This window comes from Pseudomonas sp. JC1203 (assembly GCF_056175065.1).
On sequence record NZ_JBWCAM010000003.1, the window covers coordinates 258,892 to 282,567 of the forward strand.

The window sequence follows — 23,676 nt, forward strand, 5'->3', positions numbered from 1 at the left end:
CCCGCCCCCCCCCCCCCCCCCCCCCCCGCTGCTACACGGGGCAGAATCAGCCAGCAGCGCAGGTGAACTGGTCGGTGTGCGCCACGGTGCGGCCACGGTCGTTCACCAGGTCCACGCCCAGCGCCAGGCCCATGCTCATGCCGGTGCTGGTCTCGCGCAGCTGGTAGTGCTCGTCAGGCTTGAAATGCGCATAGGCCAGGGTGCCGTGGCAGGTCTTGTCGTCCACGTACACGCTGCTGGCGGCATACACCACCACCTGCATGCTGTGCTTGCCGGGGGCCACCTGGAAGTAGCGGCCGTCCTTCAGCGGGTGGCCGTCCAGTTGCTCGGCCAGCATGTTGTCGCGCGCTTCTTCCTGCAGGCCAACCCAGGCGTCGTGCGGGTCAGGCTTGGGCAGCGTGCCGGCACAGGCCGAGAGCAAGGCGGCAAGGCCCAGGACAGGGAGTAGCGTCAGTGCTTTCAGGTTCATGGGGGATCCTCCCAAAGCGGGTCGTTTGAGCGTTGCCCGGCGGTTGCCGGCGATGGGCCAATCTTCGCCGAGCGCCCCTGCCCTGCCCAATGAATCCCCATGAAACGAATTTCAGGCCGCTGATAGGAAAACCGGCTACGCGCCTTCCACCCGGTTGCGCCCCGCGCGCTTGGCGCGGTACAGCGCAGCGTCGGCGCTGCCGTAGGCCAGGTCGAAGCCGGTGCCTGCGGGGTGCGCGCTGACGCCGAAGCTGGCGGTGACCGGGCGGTTCACCGGGTGCATGAATACGTGGTTGGCGATGGCCGCGCGCATGGCTTCGGCGGCGCCCAGGCCGTCATCGAGGTTGCCGCCGGGCAGCAGCACGGTGAACTCCTCGCCACCCACCCGGCCAATCAACCCGCGCTCGCCGACGATCTGCCGCAGGCAGCCGACGATGCCCTGGATAACGCCGTCGCCGGCGGGGTGACCGTACTCGTCATTGACCTTCTTGAAATGGTCGATGTCCAGCACGATCATCGCCACGCCAACCCGCGACAGGGTACTGGTGGTCTGCTCGATGATCGCCCCACGGTTCAGCACCCCGGTCAGGGCATCGTGGGTGGCGCGGTGTTCCAGCTGCCGCGCCAGTATCTGCAGCTGCGCGTTCAGCGTGTTCATCTCGCGCTCGGCGCGGTCGCTGCGGCCGATCAAGCGGCGCGTCTCGCGTATCAGCCGCTCGAAATGCAGGGTCATGTCCACCAGCGACTGGCGGTACAGGTCGGCGTCGGCCTGGGGCAAGGCCAGCACGTCGCGTGCGTGTTGCAGGGCGTCGAACTCGCTCTTGAACAGGTCGGGCACCCCTTCGGTCAACGCTACCGGCATCACGGAACTCCTCATCAACTGGCCACGGGCTGGTCGTTGAACTGGATGGCGGTGAAGTCCGCCTGCAGCTCTTCGCCGAATTCGAAAATCGTCTCGTCCTCTTCGTCGTGGTACCAGTTGACGATGACTTCGTTGCCCGCCTGGGCGGCCTGGTCCAGCGCATCGAAAATACTGAAGAGCATCTTCGTGCTGGAGCTGTTGAAGTAGGCCAGGGCGATGTTGGCGGTGATGCACTCGCCACTGCAGCCGTCCAGGTAGCCGCGCAACTGCTGCACCACGGGGGCGTAGAAGGCCGCGGCGTTTTCCGGGTAGGACTCGCCCTTGAGGGTCAGCAGGTGCTGGTCGAAACGGAAGTCGACTTCCGGCGAGGTGGCACTGGCTTCAACGTAGAAATTATCCATTTTCAGTGTGTCTCTACTCAGATCGTGGCTTTGAGGCAGAACAGCGAGGTGCCCGGTTCGTCCGCACGCGGATGGAAGCTGAATTCCAGCGGCGCGCTGGCGTCGCGGGCCATGGTCAGGAAACCCAGGCCGGCGCCCTTGCTGTCCTCGGGGGTTTCGGCGCGCAGCACCACCTTGTAGGCCTGCTTGATTTCATCGATGGACATCTTGCATAGCGCCAGCAGCTTTTCGCGCAGGCGCTCGACGTCGTCGGTGGCAATGGGGTTGGCGCATTGCATCAGGTAACGGTCACCCTCGGCGCTGATGCACACCGCCCCCTGGCGCACCGAGGCGTCTTCGGCCACCGGCGTGCGCAGGCAGTCGGAGGAATAGTGGATGATGTTCTGTGACTGCTCCACGAACGACGAGAACAGCTTGCGCCGCGTGGGCCCGCTGACGCCGGCTACCTCCAGTTGCAGCTTCATCACCTCGGCCATGGTGGTGATGATGCTGTGGCTGAAGTAGCCCATGTGATAGAAAATCACGTTGCGCTGCTGGGCAAGGTCAAAAAAGGTACAGTCCTGTGTGGTGTGTGGGTTAGCCATGGTCGTTCCTGAGCCGGGCGCAGAATAGGGTGAGGTCGTCACGTCGTGTTTGCGTTCCCTGCCAACCCGCCAGTGCACGTTGCAATTCATTGCAGATGGCAGCCGCCGGCGCCTGGCGGTGCGCCAGGAGCGTGTCGAATGCCTTGCGCTTTCCAAACGCAATTCGTTTCGGGCCGCCGATCTGGTCGGTCAGACCGTCGGTGGCGATGAATATCAGGCTGCCCGGCTGCATTGGCACTTCCTCGCAGCGCCATTCGTAATCCAGTTCGCTGGCCACGTAGCCAACGCCCATGCGCTGGCCGGCCAGGGTCTCGACCTGGGCGGCGCCGGGGTGCAGCACCGACAACCCCAGGCGCGCGCCGGCAAAGCTGAGTACCTGGCGGGCGCTGTCGAACCAGAAGAACGCGGCGTCCAGGCCGTCGTCGGACTCGGGGTGCTCGTGGCCGCCCTCCACCTGCCCCAGCAGCTCCTTGACGCTGCGGTTTACCGCCGACAGCAATCGCGCCGGGTCACGCGGGCCGCATTGGGCCAGCGCGCGGGTCAGCGAGGAGGAGGCAATCAACGTCATGAACGCGCCAGGCACGCCGTGGCCGGTGCAGTCGGCGATGGCGCCGAACCAGCCGTCGTCGTACGCGCCAAAATGGTAGAAGTCGCCGCCCACCACGTCGCGTGGTTCCCACAGCAGCGCGGCGTCGTCGAGCATCGACTTCAGCGCATCGCGCGAGGCGCGCAGCATGGCGCGCTGGATTACGCTGGCGTACTCGATGCTCTGCATCATCTGCCGGTTCTTTTCCGCCTGCATGGCGGCCACCACGCCCATCAACTGCAGGCCGTTGCCCAGGCCGGCGAAGTCGCCGCCACGGGTGACGATGAAACCGTCGGACAACGCCTTCTCACCATATTCCACGGTCTTGAAGGTCAGCGCCTCGATGCTCATCTGCGCATCGACAATCAGCGGTTCCTTGTCCATGAAGGCAATGCAGCTTTTCTTGTCGTACAGCTCGCGGTGGAATGGCCGGCTCATCTGCGACAGGAAGATATTGCGGTTGATCAAGCCAATGGGCCGCCGCCCCTCCACCACCGCCAGGCAGGTCATCTCTTTCTGCGAGGTGAAAATATCCATGACCAGCGCGTTGGTGGCGCTGGATTCAATAGCGGGCACTTCCTTGCACAGGTCACCGGCGCAGCGGTGATCGCGGGGAAGTTTCGGACGCATGAAGGGGAAGGTTTCTGCGTGCATGGTGTATGGCCGACCCTAAGTGAAGGCGCGATGCTAGCCATACAATGTTAAAGTGATATTACAACCCCACATATCTCCCCCCGTAGCAGCTGCCGCAGGCTGCGTCCTCCCCCCACGCATGTCAGTCCCAGGACGCAGCCTGCGGCAGCCGCTACGCGAATGCGGACACCCCATGGACCGCATCGCGGCCAAGGCCGGCTCCTACCACGTACGGCGTAGGAGCCGACTTTAGTCGCGATGCAGACGACGCCATTTCAAGACAGTTGCTGCTACACGAATCTGTAGCAGCGGCCCCAGGCCGCGTCCCGGAGCCACGCAGCACCGCCGCCGGACGCAGCCTTCGGCAGCTGCTACGCGGATACCCCATGTTTAGTCGCGATGCAGACGACACCATTTCAAGACAGTTGCTGCTACGCGAATGCGTAGACCCCGCGCCTACTTGTGCCGGTACAGCGCATCCCGGCGCTTGTCCAGGCTGGCCTGGCGCTTGGCGATATCGGCTTCAAGCTCGGCCAGGCGGTCTTCGCCGCAGGCAATGGCCGCCGACTTGCTGGGGTACAACTCGTCCACGTGGTAGTTGCGCCCCGACTCGGTACGGTCGTAGCCGCTGGCCGCGTAGCCGGGGCCGATCAGCTCGATTTCCAGGGGCTGGAAGCTGCGGGTCAGCAGCCAGGCCGTGTAGGGATAGATTCTTTCGCGCATTGCAGCGTTCCAGCGGCCAAAATGAACGGGTAGGATGCACCAGCGGGCCATCCGCTATATAGAAAATGATATAGCGCTTTGACTGCCCACGGCAAATCCCCTTTCCCGCCCTGCAGGAGCCCGATGCGCGCATGATCATCCGCCCCCACAACCCCTCCGCCCTGACGCTGCTGTTTTCGCTGAAGGGTTCGATCATCCCGGCCATCTGGCGCAAGGTGCTGTTCACGGTGCTGATCAGCTCGGCAGTGGTAGCCATTCACGGCACCCTGTTCCACTTCAAGGTGGTGCTTACCGCCACGCCGTTCACGCTGTGGGGCCTGACCCTGGCTATTTTCCTGGGCTTTCGCAACACCGTGGCCTACCAGCGTTTCTGGGAAGCGCGGACCTTGTGGGGGGAGTTGTTAATTGTCAGCCGCAACCTCACGCGCCAGACCCTGAGCCTGCTGCCCAACCTGGCGGCGGCCCAGCGCGAACAGCTGGGCTACACCCTGGTGGGCTTCGCCTACGTGCTCAAGCATTTCCTGCGCCGTGAAGCAGTGGCGCCGCAGACCCTGGAGCGCCTGGATGAACACGCCCGCCATGTGGTGCTGGGCCACCAGAACCCGCCCAGCGCGTTGCTGGGCCTGCTGGGCAAACGCTACCAGGAAGCCGCGCGCCAGGCCGGCGCCGGCGAGCAGGTGCAAGTGAATATCGACCAGCAGCTGACGCGGCTGTCCTACGTGCTGGGCGGTTGCGAGCGCATCAAGAACACGCCCATCCCCTACCCCTACATCCTGCTGCTGCACCGCACCGTGCACATCTACTGCTTCCTGCTGCCGTTTTGCCTGATCGACAGCATCGGCTGGTTCACCCCGGTGGCGGTGTGCATCCTGGCCTACACCTTCTTCGGCCTGGACGCCCTGGGCGACCAGATCGCCGACCCGTTCGACCTGCAGCCCAACGACCTGCCGCTGAACGCCATGTGCCGGCACATCGAGATTGCCGTGCAGGAACTGCTGGAAGTGCCCGCCGCCCAGCCCGAAGAACCCGAAGACGGCGTGCTGATGTAGTCAGCCGGCGACGCCGAGGATGATGTGCGACGCCTTGATCACCGCCGTGGCCGTCACGCCCGGCGCCAGGCCCAGCTCCTGCACGGCTTCGCGAGTGACGATGGAGAAGACCTCGGTGCCACCTGCCAGGCGCAGCACCACCTCGGCGTTGACCGCGCCGTCACCGACGCGCACCACCTGCCCCTGCAGGCTGTTGCGCGCCGAGAAGCGATAGCCGCCGGCGTCGGTCACCAGCACCACCCAGGGTGCCTTGACCAGCGCCACCGCTTCCTTGCCCACGGCAAGGCCCAGGCTCTTGACGCTGGCCAGGGTCACCACCGCCACCAGCGCCTCGCCGCCGGCCAGGGTCAAGGCCACTTCGGCATTCACTGCGCCTTCGGTGACCTGGCTGACGGTACCCTTGAATACATTGCGTGCGCTGACTTTCATGCGGTGCTTCCCTGTGAGTGGCAATCGAGGCGCCATCATCGGTATTGGCGCTATGTGCTTACAACCATAGCGCTACACCAGCAGGTCTTCGTAGAAGGCGCCGTACGGCAGGGTCGGGTGCGCCAGCTGGATCTCCAGAATCCACAGCCCGGCATTGGGCGCCTGCTCGAAATCGCCCAGGTCGCCGCCGCGGTAGATGGCGTGGGGGAAGTCGCTGACGCGGTGGCCCTTGATGTTCAGGTTCAGCGCCCAGCCCATCTCCCGCGCCTGGGCGTCGGCGTAGTCGTACAGCGCCTGGCCGGTGACGTGCTCGGCGCGCCAGAAGGCTTCGACGCGGTCGAACAGGGTCTTGGCGGCGGCAGCGCAGGCGATTTTCTGCGGATCGCTGCCGGTGGTGAAGGTGGCGCCGGCGTCGCCTTCATGGCCCTGCCACACGGCGCCCATGTCGATGAAATAGATGTCGTCCTCGCCCAGCACCGGGTCGCCTTCGGAGCGCTGCTTGAAGGTCTTCAGGGTGTTGGCGCCAAAGCGCACCAGCAGCGGGTGCCAGATGCGCTGCATGTCCAGCTCCTGCAGCACCTGCTTGCCCAGCTCGCGGGCCTGGGACTCAAGCATGCCCGGCTTGATGCGCCGGGACAGCAGCTCGATGGCCTGCCAGGTCATGCCCTGGGCGTGCTGCATGGCCGCCAGGCTGTAGGACGGACCGACCGCCTCCTTGGAAAAAGCATTCATCACGGTGACTCCTTTTATCGTTCTGGTAGCGCTATACAGCCAACTATATAGCGAAGCCCCTCGCGCCAGATATCACAAATTGTTTAACTACCCGTGAGGATTCCACGAGCGCGGGATGGATAGCATTCCCACAACGCCATTCACCACGCCTGAAAAGGACAAGTTCATGCTGCTACTACTGATCGTCTACCTGGGGGGCGTGCTGACCATCGTCAGCCCCTGCATCCTGCCGGTGCTGCCCTTCGTGTTCGCCCGCACCGGCCAGCCCTTCGTCAAGAGCGGCCTGCCGCTGCTGGCCGGCATGGCCGTGACCTTCGCCCTGGTGGCATCGCTGGCCGCCGTGGGCGGTGCCTGGGTGGTGCAGCTGAACCAGTATGGTCGCTGGTTGGCCTTGGTGTTCGTCGCGCTGTTCGGCCTGACCCTGCTGCTGCCGCAGCTGGCCGAGCGCCTCACCCGGCCGCTGGTGGCTGCCGGCAGCCGGCTGTCCGAAGCCGCTGGCACCACTGGCCAGCCGCGCCCCGGCGCCTCGTTCCTGATCGGCGTGGCCACCGGCCTGCTGTGGGCGCCTTGCGCCGGCCCCATCCTCGGCCTGGTGCTGACCGGCGCCGCCCTGCAAGGCGCCAGCGTCGGCACCACGCTGTTGCTGCTGGCCTACGCCGCCGGGGCTGCCACGTCGCTGGCCGCCGCGCTGCTGGTGGGCGGCAAGCTGTTCGCCGCCATGAAGCGCGCGCTGGGCGTGGGCGAGTGGATTCGCCGCGGCCTGGGCGCCTTGATGCTGGCCGGTGTGGCCGCCATTGCCCTGGGCCTGGACACCGGCGTGCTGGCGCAGTTGTCCACCGCCAGCACCGGCGGCCTGGAGCAGCACCTGGTAGACCGCGTGCTGGGCGAGAAAAACCGCCCCGGGCAGGCCGCCGCTGTCACCGTCAGCGCCACCCAGCCGCTGCCCGTGGAAGGCGACCTGCCGGCGCTGGACGGTGCCGTGCAGTGGCTCAACTCGCCACCGCTGACCGCCGAGGCGCTGAAAGGCAAAGTGGTGCTGGTGGACTTCTGGACCTACTCCTGCATCAACTGCCTGCGCACCCTGCCCTACCTCAAGGCCTGGGCCGCCAAGTACCATGACCAAGGCTTGGTGGTGATCGGCGTGCACGCGCCCGAATTCGCCTTCGAACGTGACGTGGGCAACGTCACCGCGGCCATGAAAAAGCTGGGCATCACCTACCCGGTGGCCATCGACAATGACTACAAGATATGGCGCGCCTTCGACAACGAATACTGGCCCGCACACTACTTCGTCGACGCCCAGGGCAAGATCCGCTTCCACCACTTCGGCGAAGGCGAATACGACCAGTCCGAACGCGTTATCCAGCAACTGCTGCGCGAAGCCGGCCACAGCCAGTTCAACAGCGACCTGGTGAACATCGACGCCCAGGGCGTGCAACAGGCTGCCGACAACCAGGACATGCGTTCGCCGGAAACCTACGTGGGCTACCGCCGCTCGGAAAACTTCGCCTCCACCCCGGCCCTGGCCGCCGACAAGGACGCCCATTACCAACTGCCGGCGCAGCCACAGTTGAACCAGTGGGGCGTGGAAGGCCAATGGAAAATCGGCGCCGAACAGGCCACCCTCAGCCAGGCTAACGGCCGCATCGCCTACCGCTTCCAGGCCCGCGACCTGCACCTGGTACTGGGCCCAGCCGCAGGTGGCCAGCCGGTGCGCTTCAAGGTGCTGATCGACGGCAAGGCCCCGGGCGACGCCCACGGCACCGACGTGGCGCCGGACGGCAGCGGCCAGGTCACCGAACAGCGCCTGTACCAACTGGTGCGCCAGCCGGGGGACATCAGCCAGCACACCTTCAGCATCGAGTTTCTTGACCCGGGTGTTTCAGCGTATGCCTTCACCTTTGGCTGAAGGCACTTAGCCAGCTTTTTTAGCCGCCCAACTCCTACGCCAATAGATAGGTAACTAAGGAGTTGGGCAGCAATGAATAAACCTGATCACATTACGAACTAACAATAATTTCCTTACGCACTAAGCAACACCGCATAAGTGCCACTTTCTGCTTAATTCGTCTTGATAAAGCCTCTCTTTCACACCCCTTCCTTGCAAGCCAACAAGTTCCTGCTAGTGTCTAGTCGCGGCGCCTCAAGCTGTGGACCGCCAGCCCGAAAACACTGGCCCGGAGCCTGTCATGGAAAGAGGCGCAACTTGCGTTGCAGTTGCCTGCAGCTGGTTGTTGTGCGGCGGCCAAAGTGCCTTCGCCGACAATGCCGACACGGCCAACAAGAGCAACAACCCCCTGAGCCTGGCGCCCGGCGTAAATATTCAGGACTATTACACGCCGACACTATTTAGCACTGACCAGCACACCAACGATGCGCTACTACGCGGCACTTTACCAGTTGCCCCCGGCAACTTTATCGGTACCCCGCAATTATTGCGCGCCACGTTGCCGGTCAGCACCCGCCCCGACCCCAGCGGTGGCTACAGCACCGGCATCGGCGACCTCAACCTGTTCGATATTTTCCTGCTGAAGACCGAAGGCGTGCAGCTGGGCATCGGCCCGCAGATCACCGCGCCCACCGCCGCCCATGACGAACTGGGCACCGGCAAATGGCAGGCCGGCCTTGCCGCCGTGGCCATCGATGCCTCGCCGCGCGGATTGCTCGGCGCCCTGGTGCAGTACCAGAGCTCGTTCGCTGGCGACAACGACCGCACCCATGTGGAAACCGCCACCTTCCAGCCGTTCATCATCCACAACCTGCCGCGCGGCTGGTATTTGCGCTCTACCGGCACCTGGACCTACGACCTGGCCAACCACAGCCACTACGTCCCCATCGGGCTGGGCGCTGGCAAGGCCTGGAAGGTGGGCAGCAGCATTTTCAATGCATTCGTCGAGCCGCAGTGGACGGTGCAGCACCAAGGTGAAGGCGTGCCGCAGTTCACCCTGTTCGCCGGCCTCAACGTCACGCTGGGCAACTGACCGCCAACCGCTTTCTGGCATATGAAGGAGCATGTCGACCATGGGCTACCGTTACCCCCTCAGCGCCCTGACCCTGTCGCTGGTACCGCTGCTGGCCCAGGCCGACAACGCCCGCGACTGGCAGAACACCCCCATCAACCTGAACATGGTGTTCGGCTACTACAACCTGGTGGACAGCAACACGCCCATCGACACCTCGCTGCCGCTGGACGGCCTGTCGCTGAACGCCGACGTGTACATTTTCCGCTACGCCCGCTCCTTCGACCTGGGCGGCCGCAATGCCGCCGTGCAGGTGCTGCAACCCTACGCCGACCTCAGCGCCTCGTTCGACAACGCCGAATTCTTCAGCGGCACCAACCACAACGGCGGCCTGGGTGACACCACCCTGGTGTTCGCCGGCAACTTCTTCGGCGGCCCGGCGCTCACCGCCGAACAGTTCGCCAGCTGGACCCCGGAAACCTTCCTGTCGGGCGCGGTGTACCTGACCCTGCCCACCGGCGACTACGACAAGGACCGGGTCATCAACATCGGCGCCAACCGCTGGGTGGTCAAGCCCGAGCTGGCCTTCGGCACGCCCATCGGCCCGACCTGGCTGGAGCTCAACACCTACGCCTCGTTCTACCGCCACAACAACGACTACCTCGGCGACAACAAGCTGGAACAGAAGCCCCTCTACACCCTGGAAGGCCACTACAGCTACACCATCAACCGCGCCCTGTGGGTGTCGCTGGACGGTACCTACAACCGCGGCGGCGAGACCCGCATCAACGGCGACTGGCAAGACAACAAACAGGAAAACGCCCTGGCCGGTGCCAGCCTGGGCTTCATGCTGAGCCCGCAATTCGGCGGCCTGATCGCCTATTCCGACACGGTGTCCGAACGCCAGGGCTCACCCGATGTGAACACCTGGACGCTGCGCCTGCAGTACGTCTGGTAACCGGGAGCCGAGCATGCACAGATTCCGCCCCACCCTTCTCGCCGGCGCCCTGCTGGGCCTGTGCCTGGCCGCCGGTAGCCAGGCCGCCGAGCGCGACCCGCAGGCCCTGGCCATTCTGCCGGCCATGGGCAAATACCTGCACGCGCTCCCCCATTTCACCCTGAGCGCCGACAGCGAGACCGACCAGACCCTGGACACCGACCAGGTGGTCGAATTTCATCACCACACCGACGTGCAGGTGGTGCAACCCGACAAGCTGCTGATCAGCGTTGCCCAGGCCACCTCGGCGCGGCAGTTCTTCTACGACGGCAAGCAGTTCGCGCTTTACGACGGCCACTACGGCTACTACACCAACGGCCCGGCGCCTGCGACCATCGATGCGCTGCTGGACGACATCGCCAGCCGTTACGGTATCGAACTGCCCCTGGCCGACCTGTTCCGCTGGGGCAGCACCACGGCCGACGAGGTCGGCATCAGCGAAGCGCTGCTGATCGGTGACGAGCAGTTGGACGGCCGCACCTGCACCCACTACGCCTACCGCCAACCCGACGTCGACTGGCAGCTGTGGGTGCGCAAGGGCCCGGCACCGCTGCCGTGCAGGCTGGTGATCAGCCGCCGCGACATTGCCCAGCGGCCGCGCCACAGCGTCAACTTCAGCTGGGAACTGGACAGCGTGCCGGCGCCCGGCGCGTTCACCTTCGTGCCGCCCGCCAAGGCCCTGCAGGTGCCGCTCGCACGCCTGGCGCCGCCGCCAGCGCCGGGGGTGCAGCCATGAACGCGCCACGCCTGCTGCTGACCGCCACCTTGATCGCCAGCCTGCTCGACCCGTTGGCCGCCAACGCCTGGCAAATGCGCGGTGGTGGCGGTGGCCGCAGCTTCGTGATGCCCCGTGGCGGCAACTTCCACGGCGCCCCACCCGGGCCTGCGCCGCACCCGATGCCGGCGCCCCAGCCACACCCGGCGCCGCCACCGCACCCCATGCCTGCGCCCCACCCGGGGCCGCCGCCAGGGCCTGCGCCGCATCCTGGCCCGCCGCCCGGGCCGCACCCGGGGCCACCGCCTGGCCCACCGCCACCGCCACCGCCGCCCCATGGCGACGACTGGTACCACCCCTGGGCAGCTGCCGCCGTGGTAGCCGGCACCACCGCCGCGGCCATCGCTATTGGCACGCGGGTCACTGCGGTACCGGCCGACTGCGTCTCGGTGGTCGCCAACGGCGTCGCCTACCAGCACTGCGGGCCTACCTGGTACCAGCCGCAGTACGTGGGCAGCAGCGTGCAATTCATTGTCGTGCACTCGCCATGGTGACCGCATGAGCACACTCGATGACATCAAGGCCCTGCACGCCAGCGTCGCCGAAGGCGTGCTGGGCCAGGACGCGGTGATCCGACAGATTCTGCTGGGGTTGCTTGCCAACGGCCACCTGCTGCTGGAGAGCCTGCCAGGCCTGGCCAAGACCCGTACGGTGAAAGCCCTGGCGCGGCACCTGGACGCGGGCATGAGCCGCATCCAGTTCACCCCCGACCTCTTGCCCTCGGACGTCACCGGCGCCGAGGTGCTGCACCAGGCGGGCGGGCAGAACCAGATCGTGTTCCAGCCCGGGCCGCTGTTCGGCAACCTGATCCTGGCGGATGAGATCAACCGCGCCCCGGCCAAGGTGCAGGCGGCGCTGCTGGAAGCCATGGAGGAGCGGCAAATCACCGTGGCTGGCAAGAGCCACCCACTGCCGGCGTTGTTCATGGTCATCGCCACGCAAAACCCGATCGAGCAGGAGGGCACCTACCCGCTGCCCGAGGCGCAGATGGACCGGTTCCTGATGAAGGTACTGCTCGACTACCCAAGCCCCGAGGACGAAGGCCAGGTGCTGCGGCTGCTGCGCGGCGAGGAGCAGGCCAGCGAGGCAGCCACGCCGTTCAAGCTGGGCCAGCAGGCGATTTTCGCTGCCCGCCAGCAGGTGGCCGCCATCGCCGTGGCACCGGCCATCGACCGCTACGTCATCGACCTGATCAACGCCACCCGCCACCCCGACGGCTACGACGCCGACCTGGCACGCTGGATCAGCGTCGGCGCCAGCCCGCGCGGCGGCATCGGCCTGGACCGCTGCGCGCGTGCCGACGCCTGGCTGCAGGGCCAGGCCTTCGTCACCCCGGACAACGTGCGCGCCGTGCTGCGGCCGGTGCTGCGTCACCGCCTGCAACTGAGCTACGACGCGGTGGCCGACGGCATTGGCGCCGACGCGGTGCTGGAGCGGCTGCTGGACAAGGTGGCCATCCCGGCCTGAGGAGCGCGCCATGCAAGCCCCAGTGCAGGCCGCCGACGGCCTGGTCTATGTGTCGCTTTCGCAGTTGATGAACCTTGAGCCGGCGGCCCGTGGCCTGAGCTTTCTCGCCCGCCAGCCGCGCAACAGTCTGTTGGCCGGCAACCACGGCTCGCGCCTGCGCGGCCGCGGGCTGGATTTCGACGAGCTGCGCCGCTACCAACCTGGCGACGACCTCCGCCACCTGGACTGGCGTGCCTCGCTGCGCACCGGCAAGGCCGTGGTGCGCAGCTTCACCGAAGAGCGCGACCGCCCGGCGCTGATCGTGGTGGACCAGCGCATGTCGATGTTCTTCGGCTCGCAGCGCAGCTTCAAATCGGCGCTGGCGGCGGAGCTGGCGGCGTTGGCCGCCTGGGTGGCTTTCACCAGCGGCGACCGGGTCGGCGGCCTGGTGTTCAACGACCAGCGCATCGACAGCGTCGTGCCGCTGCGCAGCCGGGCACGGGTGCAGGCCCTGTGTGCGCGGGTGGTAGCCCACAACCAGGCCTTGTCCGCCAGCCAGCCCGATGGCGACGGCGAACAGCTGGACGCCGTGCTGCAACGCTGCGTGGCGCTGGCCGGCCATGACCACCTTGTTTGCCTGATCAGCGACTTCGCCGGCGCCGGCCCCCGCACCCTGGCGTTGCTGCGCCAGCTCAGCGCCCACAACGACGTGCTGGCGCTGCAGGTCTACGACCCGCTCGCGCTGAACCTGCCCAGCAAAGGCCGGCTGCTGGTCACCCAAGGGCAACTGCAGGTCGAGCTGGCGGTAGAGCGCCAGCACATCCGCAAGCCCTTGGGCGACTTCCTCAGCGGCCGCCTGCAACACGTCGCCCAACTGCTGCGCCGCAGCCAGGTACCGCTGCTGATGTTCAGCACCGCCTTGCCGGCGCTGGAACAGCTGCGCGCAGAGCTGGGACGGCAGCGGCCATGAGCTCAGCACACGCGCCGCGCCCGGACGCCGCCTGGCGGCAGCTGCTACGCAACCCCGCAAACACCTCCTGTAGCAGCGGCCGCAAGGCCGCGTCACAGGCCCCGCGCACTTCCACACACACCGCGCCGCGCCCAGACGCCGCCTGGCGGCAGCTGCTATGCAACCCCACAAACGCCCCCCGTAGCAGCGGCCGCAAGGCCGCGTCACCGGCCCCGCGCGCTTCCACACACACCGCGCCGTGGCCGGACGCAGCCTGGCGGCAGCTGCTACGCAACCCCGCAAACACCCCCCGTAGCAGCGGCCGCAAGGCCGCGTCACCGGCCCCGCGCACTTCCAGGCACACCGCGCCGCGCCCGGACGCAGCCTGGCGGCAGCTGCTACGCAAGCCCGCAAACACCTCCTGTAGCAGCGGCCGCAAGGCCGCGTCACCGGCCCCGCGCACTTCCACACACACCGCGCCGCGCCCGGACGCAGCCTGGCGGCAGCTGCTACGCAAGCCCGCAAACACCCCCCGTAGCAGCGGCCGCAAGGCCGCGTCACCGGCCCCGCGCACTTCCAGACACACCGCGCCGCGCCCGGACGCCGCCTGGCGGCAGCTGCTACGCAACCCCGCAAACACCTCCTGTAGCAGCGGCCGCAAGGCCGCGTCACAGGCCCCGCGCATCTCCACACACACCGCGCCGCGCCCGGACGCCGCCTGGCGGCAGCTGCTACGGGTTGGTGGTGGGGGGCTTGTGGCGGTGGTGGCGTTTCCTGGGGTGGCGCTTGCCGCCCCGAGCCCCGACCAACTCGCCGAAATCCCATTGCCGCCGCCCATCCCCTACACCCCGCACACCTGGGGCTGGGCCGTGCTGGGCGTATTAATCTTTATCGGCCTGCTCAGCTGGGCCGCCCTGCGCCTATGGCGCTACCAGCAGAACCGCTACCGCCGCCAGGCCCTGCGCCGCCTGGCGCAACTGCCACCCGGCGAGGCGCTGCGCGAGCTGCCCGCACTGCTCAAGCGCGTGGCGCTGTCCATGCCCGGCAACCCCGCCGTGGCCGCCCTGCACGGCCAGGCCTGGCAGGATTTTCTCCAGGCCCACAGCCCGCAACCGCTGCCTGCCGACTTCAGCCAGCAACTGGCGCAACTCGCCTACGGCCCGCTGCCCAGCGTCATAACCCTTGAACAACTGCTTCACCACAGTCGCACCTGGGTGGCCCACCATGTGGCAGCTTGATGCCCCCTGGCTGTTGTTGCTGCTGCCCGCCGTGTGGCTGGGCTACCGCTACCTGCCCGCCTACCACGAGGCCCGCAGCGCCGTGCGCGTGCCGTTCTTTGCCGCCATGAGCCGCGCCATCGGCCAGCGCCCCGGCGCCCCCGGCAGCCGCGCCAACCGCTGGCAGCTGGGCCTGAACCTGCTGGTGTGGGCGCTGCTGGTGCTGGCGGTGGCGCGCCCGGTGCAAGTTGAAAAGCCGCTGGTGCATCACCAGCCCGTGCGGGACCTGATGCTGGCCATCGACCTCTCGCAGTCCATGCAAACCCGCGACTTCAAGGGCGCCGACGGCACGCCCAACGACCGCCTCAGCGCCGTCAAACAGGTGGTGCAAGGCTTCATCGAAAAGCGCCAGGACGACCGCCTGGGCCTGATCGTGTTTGGCAGCGCCGCCTACCCCCAGGCGCCACTGACCCTGGACCACGCCAGCCTGGCGCTGCTGCTGGAACAGACCGGCATCGGCATGGCCGGGCCCAACACCGCCATCGGCGATGCCATCGGCCTGGCCCTCAAGCTGCTGCAACAGGCCCATGAGCCGCAAAAAGTGCTGATCCTGCTCACCGATGGCAACGACACCAGCAGCGCCATCCCGCCCGCCCATGCGGCGCAGATGGCTGCGGCCCAAGGCGTGGTCATCCATACTATCGGCATCGGCGACCCCGACGCCGAGGGCGAAGCCAAGGTCGACCTGCAAGCCCTGCAGCAGATCAGCAGCACCACTGGCGGGCGCTTCTTCCAGGCCACCGACCGCGATGCCCTGGCCCAGGTCTACGCCACTCTGGACGCGATCACCCCACACCAGGTCGACACCTTCAGCCACCAGCCCAAGCGCCAGCTGTTCCAATGGCCGCTGGGTGCCGCCCTGCTGCTGTTGGCCCTGTACCAGGCCGCCGCGCTGCTGCGCAGCCGCTTCAGCGGAGGTGCGCCATGGACCTCGACCTGAGCGCCCTGCACCTGCTGCGTCCGGCCTGGCTATTGCTGACGGCGCCAGGCCTGGCCCTGCCGCTGGTATGGCGCCACCAGCACGACCTGCAACGCCAGCTGCGCGGCAACATCGCCGTGCACCTGCTGCCACACCTGGTGGTCAACGGCCACGACCGCCAGCGCCTGCGCCCCGTGCACCTGGCCGCCGCCCTGCTGGTGCTGGGCGCCGTGGCCATGGCCGGGCCGACCTGGGAGCAGGACCGCCCGGGGTTCGTCGACAACCGCGCGGTGTTGCTGCTGGCCTTCGACCTATCGCCGTCCATGGACGCCAGCGACATTGCCCCCAGCCGCCTGGAAGCCGCCAAGCAGCAGATGGTCAACCTGATTCAACGCCGCCCCGGCGCGCGCACCGGGTTGCTGGCCTATGCCGGCAGCGCCCACCTGGTGCTGCCGCCCACCGACGACCCGGCGCTGCTGAACACCTTCATACAGGCGCTGGGCACCGAACTGATCGCCCGCCCCGGCAAGAACGTGCTGACGCTGCTGGCCCAGGCGCGCCAGCTGACCGAGGCCGAACACAGCCCCGCCACCCTGGTGCTGATCACCGATGGTGCCGACAGCAGCCAGCTCGACGCCTTGCCCAAGGCCCTGGGCGGCACGCCGCTACAAGTGCTGATACTGGCCGTGGGCAGCACCGACGGCGGCATCATCCGCGGCGCCGATGGCCAGCCGCGCACCGATGCCAACGGCCGGCCGCAACTGGGCGCCTTCGACAAGCCGGGCCTTGAACGGCTGGCCAAGGCCCTGGACGCACCATTGGGCAGCCTGGCCCTGGATGACAGCAACCTGGCCTGGATCGAAGGCCACGCGCGCCAGCACTTCGAGGCTGCAAACGCCCCCGGCCAACCGCTGTACTGGAAAGACGCCGGCTACTGGCTGTGCTGGCCGCTGCTGGTGCTGGCCTTCCTGGCCGTGCGCAAGGGCTGGAGCCTGAACTGGCTGGCCGGCCTGCTGCTGGCGCTGGGCCTGGCGCCACTCAATGCCCATGCCGGCAGCCTCGCCGACGCCTTCATGACGCCCGACCAGCAGGGCCGCTGGGCCTTCGACCACGGCCATTACCCGGCCGCCGCCGGACACTTCAGCGACCCGTACTGGAAAGGCATCGCCGCCTACCGCGCGGTGGACTACGACCTGGCCCTGGCCAGCTTCGCGCGGCTGAACACCGCCGAGGCGTGGTTCTACCTGGGCAACATCCACACCCGCCGCTACCGCTTCGGCGCGGCCATCGCCGCCTACCAGCAGGCGCTTAAACTGCGCCCCGGCTTCCCCCAGGCCGAGGCCAACCTGGCCTTGGCCCTGGCGCTGCAAAAAGACACCGATTCAGCCCAGCAGAACGCCCCGGAGGTCAAGCCCGACGCCGTGCAGTTCGACAACCGCCACGACCAGGGCAAAGGCCAGGCCGTGCGCACCCAGCAGGCCGCCTCCGACGCCCAGTGGCTGGAGAACCTGACCACCTCGCCGGCGCGCTTCCTGCAACAGAAGTTCAGCCTGCAAGACCAGGCCAGCGCGCCATGAAGGCCCTGTGCTGGCTGGCCCTCACCCTGCTGGCGCCCCTGGCCGACGCCGCGCCACGGCTGGAAGCCCGCGCGCAACTGCTGCCGGCCGACAGCGCAGTGGTGGGCCAAACCGTGGAACTGCAACTGGACGTGCTCACCGACACCTGGTTCACCCGCGCGCCGCAGCTGCCGACCCTGGACTTGCCCGGTGCGCTGGTGCTGCCGCCCGACGACCAGGCCCAACACCTGACGTTGAAAGAGGGCGACCAAACCCTGTACGGCATGCGCTACACCTGGCGCATCACCCCGCAGGTGGCGCAGCGCCTGAGCATCCCGGCGCTGACCGTGCGGGCCACACCCGGCCAGTCCGCTGCACCGCTGAGCGCCCGCAGCCCGCCGCTGCAGCTGGACATTCACCTGCCCGTCGGCGCCGTGCCCGGCCAACCGTTGCTGGTGGCCCAGGCGCTGAGTTTCAGCCAGCAACTGCGTTACAGCCACACCCCGCCCAGGGTGGGCGACAGCGTGACCCGCACCCTGGTGCTGCAGGCCGACGGCGCCTTGAGCCTGTCGCTGCCAACGCCGGCACTGGCCGAGGTGCCAGGCCTCAACCGTTACTTGATCACGCCGCAGGTACTGCCGCTGGACGACGGCCATGGCCACCTGCGCGGCGGCCAGCGCATCGACAGCGCCCGCTACCGCATCGACCAGGCTGGGGCGCTGCAACTGCCGGCCATCGAACTGCACTGGTGGGATGCCGCCAGCCAGCAAGCGGCGGTCGCCCGCCTGCCCGCGGTGGCCTTCACCGCGCAACCTGCAGCCACCGTGACACCGGTGTTCGCCCTTGACCGCAGCTTCCAACGCCTGCACCTGGCGCGGTACTGGCCTGGGGTACTTGGCGCTTGCGTGCTGCTGGCAGCATTCGCCTATGGCGCATGGCCCCACCTGGCGCATTACCGCCAATGCCTGCTGCGCGGCTACCACGCCGTGCGCCGTTTCCTCGCACCCCGCCAATTGCGGCCCCTCAACCCCCGCCTCGACAAGGACTGCCCATGAGCCACACCCTCACCCGCCCGCTGGCCGGCCTGCTGGGCCTGCTTTGTTCGCTCACCGTGCTGGCCGCCGACCCACTGCCGTCGTGGCGCGAAGGCCCGGCCAAGGCCGCTATCGAACAGTTCGTCGAGGCCGTCACCGCCCAGGGCTCACCCGACTACGTGGCCCCCGCCGCGCGCATTGCCGTGTTCGACAACGACGGCACCCTGTGGAGTGAGCAGCCAGCCTATTTCCAGATTCTCTTCGCCTTCGACGAGGTCAAGCGCCTGGCGCCGCAACACCCTACATGGAAAACCACGCAGCCGTTCAAGGCGGTGCTGGAAAACGACCACAAGGCCCTGGGCGCCGCCGGCATGGACGGCCTGCTGAAAATAGTCGGCGCCACCCACACGGGCATCAGCGACGAAACCTTCATGGCCAACGCCCGCGCCTGGCTGGCCAGCGCCCGCCACCCGCGCACCGGCAAGCCCTACACCGAGATGATCTACCAGCCCATGCTGGAGCTGCTCGACTACCTGCGCCGCGAAGACTTCAAGACCTACATCGTCTCCGGCGGCGAGGTGACCTTCATGCGCGCCTTCGCCGAGCAGGTCTACGGCATCCCGCCCGAACAGGTGATCGGCACCACCTTCGTCACGGCCTGGCAACCCGGCCCGCCGCCGTCGATTCTGCGCACGCCGAAACTGGCGCACAACGACGACGGCCCCGGCAAACCGGAAAGCATCGCCAGCACCATCGGTCGGCGCCCGCTGCTGGCATTCGGCAACTCCGACGGCGACCTGCAGATGCTGCAGTGGACCGCCGCCGGCCCCGGCAAGCGCTTCATGGGCCTAGTGCACCACACCGACGCTGCGCGCGAATGGGCCTACGACCGCCAGTCCAGCGTTGGGCGCCTCGACAAGGCCCTGGATGAAGCCACGCGGCAGCAGTGGACGGTGGTGGACATGGCCGCCGACTGGAACCGCATCTACCCCTTCGAGCACCCCACGACGAATCAGCAGTGATGCACACACAACGTCGCCATCGAGCGGCACCATCGCAACAGGGAGGCAAGTCAGATGACTCGCATGCGCACATGGTTACCCCAACTCGCCCTCGTGGCGGCGTCAATGTTCGGCTTGGCCAATGGGGCCGGGGCGGCCGACAAGCCCAACATACTGGTGATCTTCGGTGACGACATCGGCCAGACCAACATCAGCGCCTACGGCCAGGGCGTGGTGGGCTACACCACGCCAAACATCGACCGCATCGCCCACGAAGGCATGCTGTTCACCGACTACTACGCCGAAAACAGCTGCACCGCCGGGCGCTCCAGTTTCATTACCGGGCAGACGCCGCTGCGCACCGGCCTGTCCAAGGTCGGCGCGCCGGGGGCGCCGGTGGGCCTGCAGGACCGCGACATCACCATCGCCCAGGCCCTGAAATCGCTGGGCTACGCCACTGGCCAGTTCGGCAAGAACCACCTGGGCGACAAGGACGAATACCTGCCCACCAAGCACGGTTTCGACGAGTTCTTCGGCAACCTGTACCACCTCAACGCCGAGGAAGAACCCGAGCGCCCCTACTGGCCCAAGGACCCCAACGACCCCTACGTGAAGAACTTCAGCCCGCGCGGGGTGATCCACGCCTATGCCGACGGCAAGATCGAGGACACCGGCGCGCTGAACGTCAAGCGCATGGAAACCATCGACGACGAAACCACCGCCGGCGCCCAGGAGTTCATCAAGAAACAGGTGCAGGCCGACAAGCCGTTCTTCGTGTGGATGAACACCACGCGCATGCACGTGTTCACCCACGTGCGCGACTCCATGAAAGGCCAGAGCGGCATGCCCGGCAACGAGTACGCCGACGGCATGCTGGAGCACGACGGCGACGTGGGCAAGCTGCTGCAGACCTTGGACGAGCTGAAAATCGCCGACAACACCATTGTCGTCTACACCACCGACAACGGCCCCAACCAGTTCTCCTGGCCGGACGCCGCCACCACGCCGTTCCGCAGCGAGAAGGACTCCAACTGGGAGGGTGCGTTCCGGGTGCCGGCGATGATCCGCTGGCCGGGCAAGATCAAGCCGGCCACGGTGTCCAACGAAATGTTCTCGGGCATGGACTGGTTCCCCACGCTGCTGGCGGCCGCCGGCGATGGCGACGTGAAGAACAAGCTGCTCAAGGGCTGGTCGCCCAGCACCGGCGGCAAAAGCTTCAAGGTGCACCTGGACGGCTACAACCAGCTGCCCTACCTGGAAGGCCAGCAACCCAAGGGCGCGCGCGACGAGTTCTATTACTTCAACGACGACGGCGACCTGGTGGCCATGCGGTTCGGCGACTGGAAGGCGGTGTTCTGCGAACAGCGCAAACCCGGTGGCTTCGACGTCTGGCAAGACCCCTTCGTGTGCCTGCGGGTGCCGAAGATCTTCAACCTGCGCATGGACCCCTATGAGCGCGCGGACGTGGTGTCCGACCAGTACAACGACTGGCTGGCGAAGAACGTTTACCTGACGGCTATCGCCACCATGAAAGCGTCGATGTTCCTGCAGACGTTCGTTGACTACCCCCCTAGCCAACACCCGGCCAGCTTCAGCATCGACCAGGTGCGCAAGCAGGTGGACGCCAAGATCGAAGAGAAAATGAAAGCGCAATCCAAGCAGTGATCGGCGGCGGGGGGGGCGCGCGGCCCCCCCCGCCCGGCGCCGATGGGTTTGCCCCGGACAAGAGCCATGCCTTTGAAAACATCGTCCCTTGCCCATGCCCCCGTGGCCGTGGTGCCGCTGAACCGCGTGGTGTGCGCCAGCCTGGCGCTGCTGCTGTCGGGCGCCGCCGCATTGATTTACCAGGTGCTGTGGGTCAAACAGTTATCGCTGGTGGTGGGCGTGGAGGTCTACGCCATCACCACCGGCATCAGTGCGTTTTTCGCCGGGCTGGGCCTGGGCAGTCATGCCTTCGGCCGCCACGCCGACCGGGTGTCCCGGCCGGTGCTGCTGTATGCGCTGCTGGAAGCACTGGTGGCGCTGCTGGGCGTCGCCACCACGTGGCTGCTGCCGCCAGCCGCCGGCTGGTTCGTGGCGTGGCAGGCCAAGGTCGGGTTGCTGGCCTGGGTGTTGCCCTTCGCGCTGGTGATGCTGCCCGCGACGTTGATGGGCGGCACCCTGCCGGTGCTGATCCGCGCCCTGGCGCCGGCCGCCGAACAGGCCGCCAGCCACGGCGCGCGGCTGTACGCCAGCAACACCTGCGGGGCCATTGTCGGCACCCTGGCCAGCGCCTTCGTGCTGATCCCGGCGCTGGGCCTGCGCGGCAGTGCCGCCGTGGCCGCCGCCCTCAACCTGCTGGCGGCGCTGGGCGCCCTGGGCCTGCTGCGCAGCTTGCCAGCCGCCGCGCCGGTGAAGGCTGCGGCCGCCGGTGTGCGCCTGCCGCTGGTGCTGTACGCGTTGGCGGGCGGCGTGGCGCTGGGCTACGAGGTGATCTGGACCCAGGCCATCGTGCCGTTCATGAGCACCCGCACCTTCGCCTTCGCCGTGGTGCTGAGCACCTACCTGGTGGGCCTGGCGCTGGGCAGCGCCCTGCTGGCCCGCCGCGCCGCCCGCGTGCGCGACCCCTGGGGGCTGTTTGCCGTGCTGATCGCCGGCGCCGGCCTGCTGGCGTTGCTCGACGTGGCGGTGCTCGGCCCTTGGCTTGTGACTCTGCAAAGCCATGCCGCAGGGCTGGTACGCACGGCCGGTGGCGACCTGACCCTGGCCATGCTCGCCCGTTTCGTAGTGGCCGCCGTCGGCGTGGTGCTGCTGCCCACCCTGCTGCTGGGCGCCGCCTTCCCGTTGGCGCTGCGCCTGTGCGTGGTGCCCGGCCAGGTTGGCCAGGGCGTAGGCGCGGTGCTGGGGCTCAATACCCTGGGCGGCATCGTTGGCGTGCTGCTCAGCGGCCTGGTGCTGGTGCCATGGCTGGGCCTGGTGCACAGCCTGGGCGTGCTGGCGGTGGCGGCCGGGCTGATTGCCGGGGTGGCGGTGCACCGCCGCCCGGGCGTGCGCAAAGGCCGCCGGCGTGCGGTGCTGGCGCTGGGCCTGGCATCGCTGCTGCTGACCCTGGTGACGCCTGCGGACAAACTCGCGCAACTGCTGCCCGGCGCCCGCCAGGGCAGCCTGGCGTTTTACCAGGAAGGCCGTGGCGGCACCGTGGCGGTGGTTACCCAGGGCCAGCCCGGGCGCCAGTTCAACCGCCTGTACATCCAGGGCGTATCCAACACCGGCGACGCCATGCCGTCGCTGCGCTACATGCGCCTGCAGGCCCTGCTACCGCTGCTCATCCACAACGGCGAACCGCGCTCGGCGCTGGTCATCGGCCTGGGCACCGGCATCACCGCAGGCGCCCTGCTGCAATACCCGGGGCTGCAACAACGGGTAGTGGCCGAGCTGCTGCCGGCCGTGCTGCAGGCGGCGCCGCTGTTCACTGGCAACTTCGACGCCGCCCATGACCCGCGGCTGGACATCCGCCTGCACGACGGCCGCCGGGAATTGCTGGGCAACGCCCAGGGCTATGACCTGATCGCCCTGGAGCCGCCGCCCCCCTCCGCCGCCGGCGTGGTCAACCTGTACTCGCAGGACTTCTACCAGCTGGCGGCGCAGCGCCTCAACAGCGACGGCCTGGTGGCCCAGTGGCTGCCGCTGCCCACCCAGAACCTGGACGAAAGCCGGGCGCTGGTGCGCAGCTTCCTCGCTGCCTTCCCCTACGCCAGCCTGTGGACCACCGAACTGCACGAAACCCTGCTGATCGGCTCGCTCAGCCCGCTGAAGCTGGACGTGGCGCGCATCAGCGCACGCTTCAACCAGCCCGACGTGCGGGACGCCCTGCAAGCGGTGGGCATCAGCTCACCGGCAGCCCTGCTGGCCACCTGGCTCACCGACCGCAGCGGCCTTGAGGCCTTCGCCGCAGACGCCCGCGCCGTCACCGACGATTGGCCGCACATCGAGTACGCGCCCTGGGTACGCCCGGACGAACTGACCCGCACCCTGCCCGCGTTGCTGGCCTTGCAACGGCCACTGCTACTGAGCAACAGCAATGCGGACTTCGAGGCCCGGGTGGCCGAACACCAACGCCGCCTGCAACTGTTCTACCGTGCCAGCCTGCACGCCTACCAGGGCGAGCGCGACGCCTGGTTGCGGGACATGCAGGAGGTGGCCCGCGAGGACGGTGCCAATCCCTATTACCGATGGTTCCTGGGGCGCTGACTGCGTGGCAGGGCACGCTACCTTTGCGCGCGAAACCGGCCGCAAGCAACCCCGACAATGGGCTT

At 67.5% G+C, this 23,676-nt stretch carries 23 protein-coding genes; 15 read left to right on the top strand and 8 right to left on the bottom strand.

Annotated elements, in window-relative coordinates; genetic code table 11:
• Window positions 1-46: 46 nt before the first annotated feature.
• The 6 genes from AC0SZ7_RS06555 to AC0SZ7_RS06580 all read right to left on the bottom strand — a co-directional run bounded on the left by AC0SZ7_RS06555 (window position 47) and on the right by AC0SZ7_RS06580 (window position 4,257).
• Window positions 47-469, bottom strand: a complete 423-nt coding sequence (locus AC0SZ7_RS06555) for a PA0061/PA0062 family lipoprotein (RefSeq protein WP_475503615.1) — start codon at window positions 467-469, stop codon at window positions 47-49.
• Between the two features lie 135 nt (window positions 470-604).
• Window positions 605-1,330, bottom strand: coding sequence for a GGDEF domain-containing protein (locus AC0SZ7_RS06560; RefSeq protein WP_475503616.1), 726 nt, complete (start codon window positions 1,328-1,330; stop codon window positions 605-607).
• Window positions 1,331-1,344: 14 nt separating this feature from the next.
• A complete protein-coding gene (locus tag AC0SZ7_RS06565) occupies window positions 1,345-1,731 on the bottom strand; it encodes a DUF1987 domain-containing protein (RefSeq protein WP_475503617.1) in 387 nt (128 codons plus the stop codon).
• Between the two features lie 17 nt (window positions 1,732-1,748).
• Entirely contained in the window at window positions 1,749-2,315 is a 567-nt protein-coding gene (locus tag AC0SZ7_RS06570) for a SiaB family protein kinase (RefSeq protein WP_416424832.1), read from the bottom strand.
• Window positions 2,308-3,555, bottom strand: coding sequence for a SpoIIE family protein phosphatase (locus tag AC0SZ7_RS06575; RefSeq protein WP_475503618.1), 1,248 nt, complete (start codon window positions 3,553-3,555; stop codon window positions 2,308-2,310). The genes AC0SZ7_RS06570 and AC0SZ7_RS06575 overlap by 8 nt, the downstream gene beginning before the upstream one ends.
• A gap of 435 nt (window positions 3,556-3,990) precedes the next feature.
• Window positions 3,991-4,257 (bottom strand): hypothetical protein, encoded by a 267-nt coding sequence (locus tag AC0SZ7_RS06580; RefSeq protein WP_475503619.1) that lies wholly within the window; start codon window positions 4,255-4,257, stop codon window positions 3,991-3,993.
• 131 nt (window positions 4,258-4,388) lie between these two features.
• On the opposite strand from AC0SZ7_RS06580, the gene AC0SZ7_RS06585 reads away from it, so the two are divergent.
• Window positions 4,389-5,306 (top strand): bestrophin family protein, encoded by a 918-nt coding sequence (locus AC0SZ7_RS06585; protein WP_475503620.1) that lies wholly within the window; start codon window positions 4,389-4,391, stop codon window positions 5,304-5,306.
• On the opposite strand, the gene AC0SZ7_RS06590 is transcribed toward AC0SZ7_RS06585, so the two are convergent.
• Entirely contained in the window at window positions 5,307-5,735 is a 429-nt protein-coding gene (locus AC0SZ7_RS06590) for a TOBE domain-containing protein (RefSeq protein ID WP_475503621.1), read from the bottom strand.
• Between the two features lie 72 nt (window positions 5,736-5,807).
• Window positions 5,808-6,467 (bottom strand): M24 family metallopeptidase, encoded by a 660-nt coding sequence (locus AC0SZ7_RS06595; protein ID WP_475503622.1) that lies wholly within the window; start codon window positions 6,465-6,467, stop codon window positions 5,808-5,810.
• Window positions 6,468-6,633: 166 nt separating this feature from the next.
• On the opposite strand from AC0SZ7_RS06595, the gene AC0SZ7_RS06600 reads away from it, so the two are divergent.
• The 14 genes from AC0SZ7_RS06600 (at window position 6,634) to AC0SZ7_RS06665 (ending at window position 23,611) form a co-directional block, all read left to right on the top strand.
• Complete coding sequence (locus AC0SZ7_RS06600; protein ID WP_475503623.1) at window positions 6,634-8,376, top strand: cytochrome c biogenesis protein DipZ; 1,743 nt, start codon at window positions 6,634-6,636, stop codon at window positions 8,374-8,376.
• 280 nt (window positions 8,377-8,656) lie between these two features.
• Window positions 8,657-9,448 carry a hypothetical protein gene (locus AC0SZ7_RS06605; protein ID WP_475503624.1) on the top strand — a complete coding sequence of 264 codons (792 nt, stop codon included), beginning with the start codon at window positions 8,657-8,659 and terminating at the stop codon, window positions 9,446-9,448.
• A gap of 40 nt (window positions 9,449-9,488) precedes the next feature.
• The gene (locus AC0SZ7_RS06610; RefSeq protein WP_475503625.1) at window positions 9,489-10,385 is read left to right on the top strand and encodes a transporter; all 897 of its coding nucleotides are present in this window, start codon (window positions 9,489-9,491) and stop codon (window positions 10,383-10,385) included.
• 13 nt (window positions 10,386-10,398) lie between these two features.
• Window positions 10,399-11,160 carry a DUF2092 domain-containing protein gene (locus AC0SZ7_RS06615; RefSeq protein ID WP_475503626.1) on the top strand — a complete coding sequence of 254 codons (762 nt, stop codon included), beginning with the start codon at window positions 10,399-10,401 and terminating at the stop codon, window positions 11,158-11,160.
• Complete coding sequence (locus AC0SZ7_RS06620) at window positions 11,157-11,693, top strand: hypothetical protein (RefSeq protein ID WP_475503627.1); 537 nt, start codon at window positions 11,157-11,159, stop codon at window positions 11,691-11,693. Before AC0SZ7_RS06615 ends, AC0SZ7_RS06620 begins: the two co-directional genes overlap by 4 nt.
• A 4-nt stretch (window positions 11,694-11,697) precedes the next feature.
• Entirely contained in the window at window positions 11,698-12,666 is a 969-nt protein-coding gene (locus AC0SZ7_RS06625; protein ID WP_475503628.1) for an AAA family ATPase, read from the top strand.
• Between the two features lie 10 nt (window positions 12,667-12,676).
• Window positions 12,677-13,615 (top strand): DUF58 domain-containing protein, encoded by a 939-nt coding sequence (locus AC0SZ7_RS06630; protein ID WP_475503629.1) that lies wholly within the window; start codon window positions 12,677-12,679, stop codon window positions 13,613-13,615.
• A 758-nt stretch (window positions 13,616-14,373) separates the two neighbouring features.
• On the top strand, window positions 14,374-14,832 hold the full coding sequence (locus AC0SZ7_RS06635) for a DUF4381 domain-containing protein (protein ID WP_475503630.1): 459 nt from the start codon (window positions 14,374-14,376) through the stop codon (window positions 14,830-14,832).
• A complete protein-coding gene (locus AC0SZ7_RS06640) occupies window positions 14,819-15,811 on the top strand; it encodes a vWA domain-containing protein (protein ID WP_475503631.1) in 993 nt (330 codons plus the stop codon). Before AC0SZ7_RS06635 ends, AC0SZ7_RS06640 begins: the two co-directional genes overlap by 14 nt.
• Window positions 15,796-17,367, top strand: a complete 1,572-nt coding sequence (locus tag AC0SZ7_RS06645) for a VWA domain-containing protein (RefSeq protein WP_475503632.1) — start codon at window positions 15,796-15,798, stop codon at window positions 17,365-17,367. The genes AC0SZ7_RS06640 and AC0SZ7_RS06645 overlap by 16 nt, the downstream gene beginning before the upstream one ends.
• Window positions 17,364-18,401, top strand: coding sequence for a hypothetical protein (locus AC0SZ7_RS06650; protein ID WP_475503633.1), 1,038 nt, complete (start codon window positions 17,364-17,366; stop codon window positions 18,399-18,401). Before AC0SZ7_RS06645 ends, AC0SZ7_RS06650 begins: the two co-directional genes overlap by 4 nt.
• Window positions 18,398-19,402, top strand: a complete 1,005-nt coding sequence (locus AC0SZ7_RS06655; protein WP_475503634.1) for an HAD family hydrolase — start codon at window positions 18,398-18,400, stop codon at window positions 19,400-19,402. The genes AC0SZ7_RS06650 and AC0SZ7_RS06655 overlap by 4 nt, the downstream gene beginning before the upstream one ends.
• 54 nt (window positions 19,403-19,456) lie before the next feature.
• Window positions 19,457-21,046, top strand: a complete 1,590-nt coding sequence (locus AC0SZ7_RS06660; protein WP_475503635.1) for an arylsulfatase — start codon at window positions 19,457-19,459, stop codon at window positions 21,044-21,046.
• Window positions 21,047-21,112: 66 nt separating this feature from the next.
• Window positions 21,113-23,611 carry a spermidine synthase gene (locus tag AC0SZ7_RS06665; RefSeq protein ID WP_475503636.1) on the top strand — a complete coding sequence of 833 codons (2,499 nt, stop codon included), beginning with the start codon at window positions 21,113-21,115 and terminating at the stop codon, window positions 23,609-23,611.
• Window positions 23,612-23,676: the final 65 nt, after the last annotated feature.

What these genes read in the sequence shown, in the direction of transcription:
- AC0SZ7_RS06570 (WP_416424832.1), bottom strand. Translation starts at nt 2,315, where the DNA reads ATGGCTAACCCACACACCACACAGGACTGTACCTTTTTTGACCTTGCC.
- AC0SZ7_RS06590 (WP_475503621.1), bottom strand. Translation starts at nt 5,735, where the DNA reads ATGAAAGTCAGCGCACGCAATGTATTCAAGGGTACCGTCAGCCAGGTC.
- AC0SZ7_RS06605 (WP_475503624.1), top strand. Translation starts at nt 8,657, where the DNA reads ATGGAAAGAGGCGCAACTTGCGTTGCAGTTGCCTGCAGCTGGTTGTTG.
- AC0SZ7_RS06565 (WP_475503617.1), bottom strand. Translation starts at nt 1,731, where the DNA reads ATGGATAATTTCTACGTTGAAGCCAGTGCCACCTCGCCGGAAGTCGAC.
- AC0SZ7_RS06625 (WP_475503628.1), top strand. Translation starts at nt 11,698, where the DNA reads ATGAGCACACTCGATGACATCAAGGCCCTGCACGCCAGCGTCGCCGAA.
- AC0SZ7_RS06575 (WP_475503618.1), bottom strand. Translation starts at nt 3,555, where the DNA reads ATGCACGCAGAAACCTTCCCCTTCATGCGTCCGAAACTTCCCCGCGAT.
- AC0SZ7_RS06650 (WP_475503633.1), top strand. Translation starts at nt 17,364, where the DNA reads ATGAAGGCCCTGTGCTGGCTGGCCCTCACCCTGCTGGCGCCCCTGGCC.
- AC0SZ7_RS06595 (WP_475503622.1), bottom strand. Translation starts at nt 6,467, where the DNA reads ATGAATGCTTTTTCCAAGGAGGCGGTCGGTCCGTCCTACAGCCTGGCG.
- AC0SZ7_RS06615 (WP_475503626.1), top strand. Translation starts at nt 10,399, where the DNA reads ATGCACAGATTCCGCCCCACCCTTCTCGCCGGCGCCCTGCTGGGCCTG.
- AC0SZ7_RS06585 (WP_475503620.1), top strand. Translation starts at nt 4,389, where the DNA reads ATGATCATCCGCCCCCACAACCCCTCCGCCCTGACGCTGCTGTTTTCG.
- AC0SZ7_RS06665 (WP_475503636.1), top strand. Translation starts at nt 21,113, where the DNA reads ATGCCTTTGAAAACATCGTCCCTTGCCCATGCCCCCGTGGCCGTGGTG.
- AC0SZ7_RS06655 (WP_475503634.1), top strand. Translation starts at nt 18,398, where the DNA reads ATGAGCCACACCCTCACCCGCCCGCTGGCCGGCCTGCTGGGCCTGCTT.
- AC0SZ7_RS06580 (WP_475503619.1), bottom strand. Translation starts at nt 4,257, where the DNA reads ATGCGCGAAAGAATCTATCCCTACACGGCCTGGCTGCTGACCCGCAGC.
- AC0SZ7_RS06560 (WP_475503616.1), bottom strand. Translation starts at nt 1,330, where the DNA reads ATGCCGGTAGCGTTGACCGAAGGGGTGCCCGACCTGTTCAAGAGCGAG.
- AC0SZ7_RS06620 (WP_475503627.1), top strand. Translation starts at nt 11,157, where the DNA reads ATGAACGCGCCACGCCTGCTGCTGACCGCCACCTTGATCGCCAGCCTG.
- AC0SZ7_RS06645 (WP_475503632.1), top strand. Translation starts at nt 15,796, where the DNA reads ATGGACCTCGACCTGAGCGCCCTGCACCTGCTGCGTCCGGCCTGGCTA.
- AC0SZ7_RS06610 (WP_475503625.1), top strand. Translation starts at nt 9,489, where the DNA reads ATGGGCTACCGTTACCCCCTCAGCGCCCTGACCCTGTCGCTGGTACCG.
- AC0SZ7_RS06640 (WP_475503631.1), top strand. Translation starts at nt 14,819, where the DNA reads ATGTGGCAGCTTGATGCCCCCTGGCTGTTGTTGCTGCTGCCCGCCGTG.
- AC0SZ7_RS06660 (WP_475503635.1), top strand. Translation starts at nt 19,457, where the DNA reads ATGACTCGCATGCGCACATGGTTACCCCAACTCGCCCTCGTGGCGGCG.
- AC0SZ7_RS06600 (WP_475503623.1), top strand. Translation starts at nt 6,634, where the DNA reads ATGCTGCTACTACTGATCGTCTACCTGGGGGGCGTGCTGACCATCGTC.
- AC0SZ7_RS06630 (WP_475503629.1), top strand. Translation starts at nt 12,677, where the DNA reads ATGCAAGCCCCAGTGCAGGCCGCCGACGGCCTGGTCTATGTGTCGCTT.
- AC0SZ7_RS06555 (WP_475503615.1), bottom strand. Translation starts at nt 469, where the DNA reads ATGAACCTGAAAGCACTGACGCTACTCCCTGTCCTGGGCCTTGCCGCC.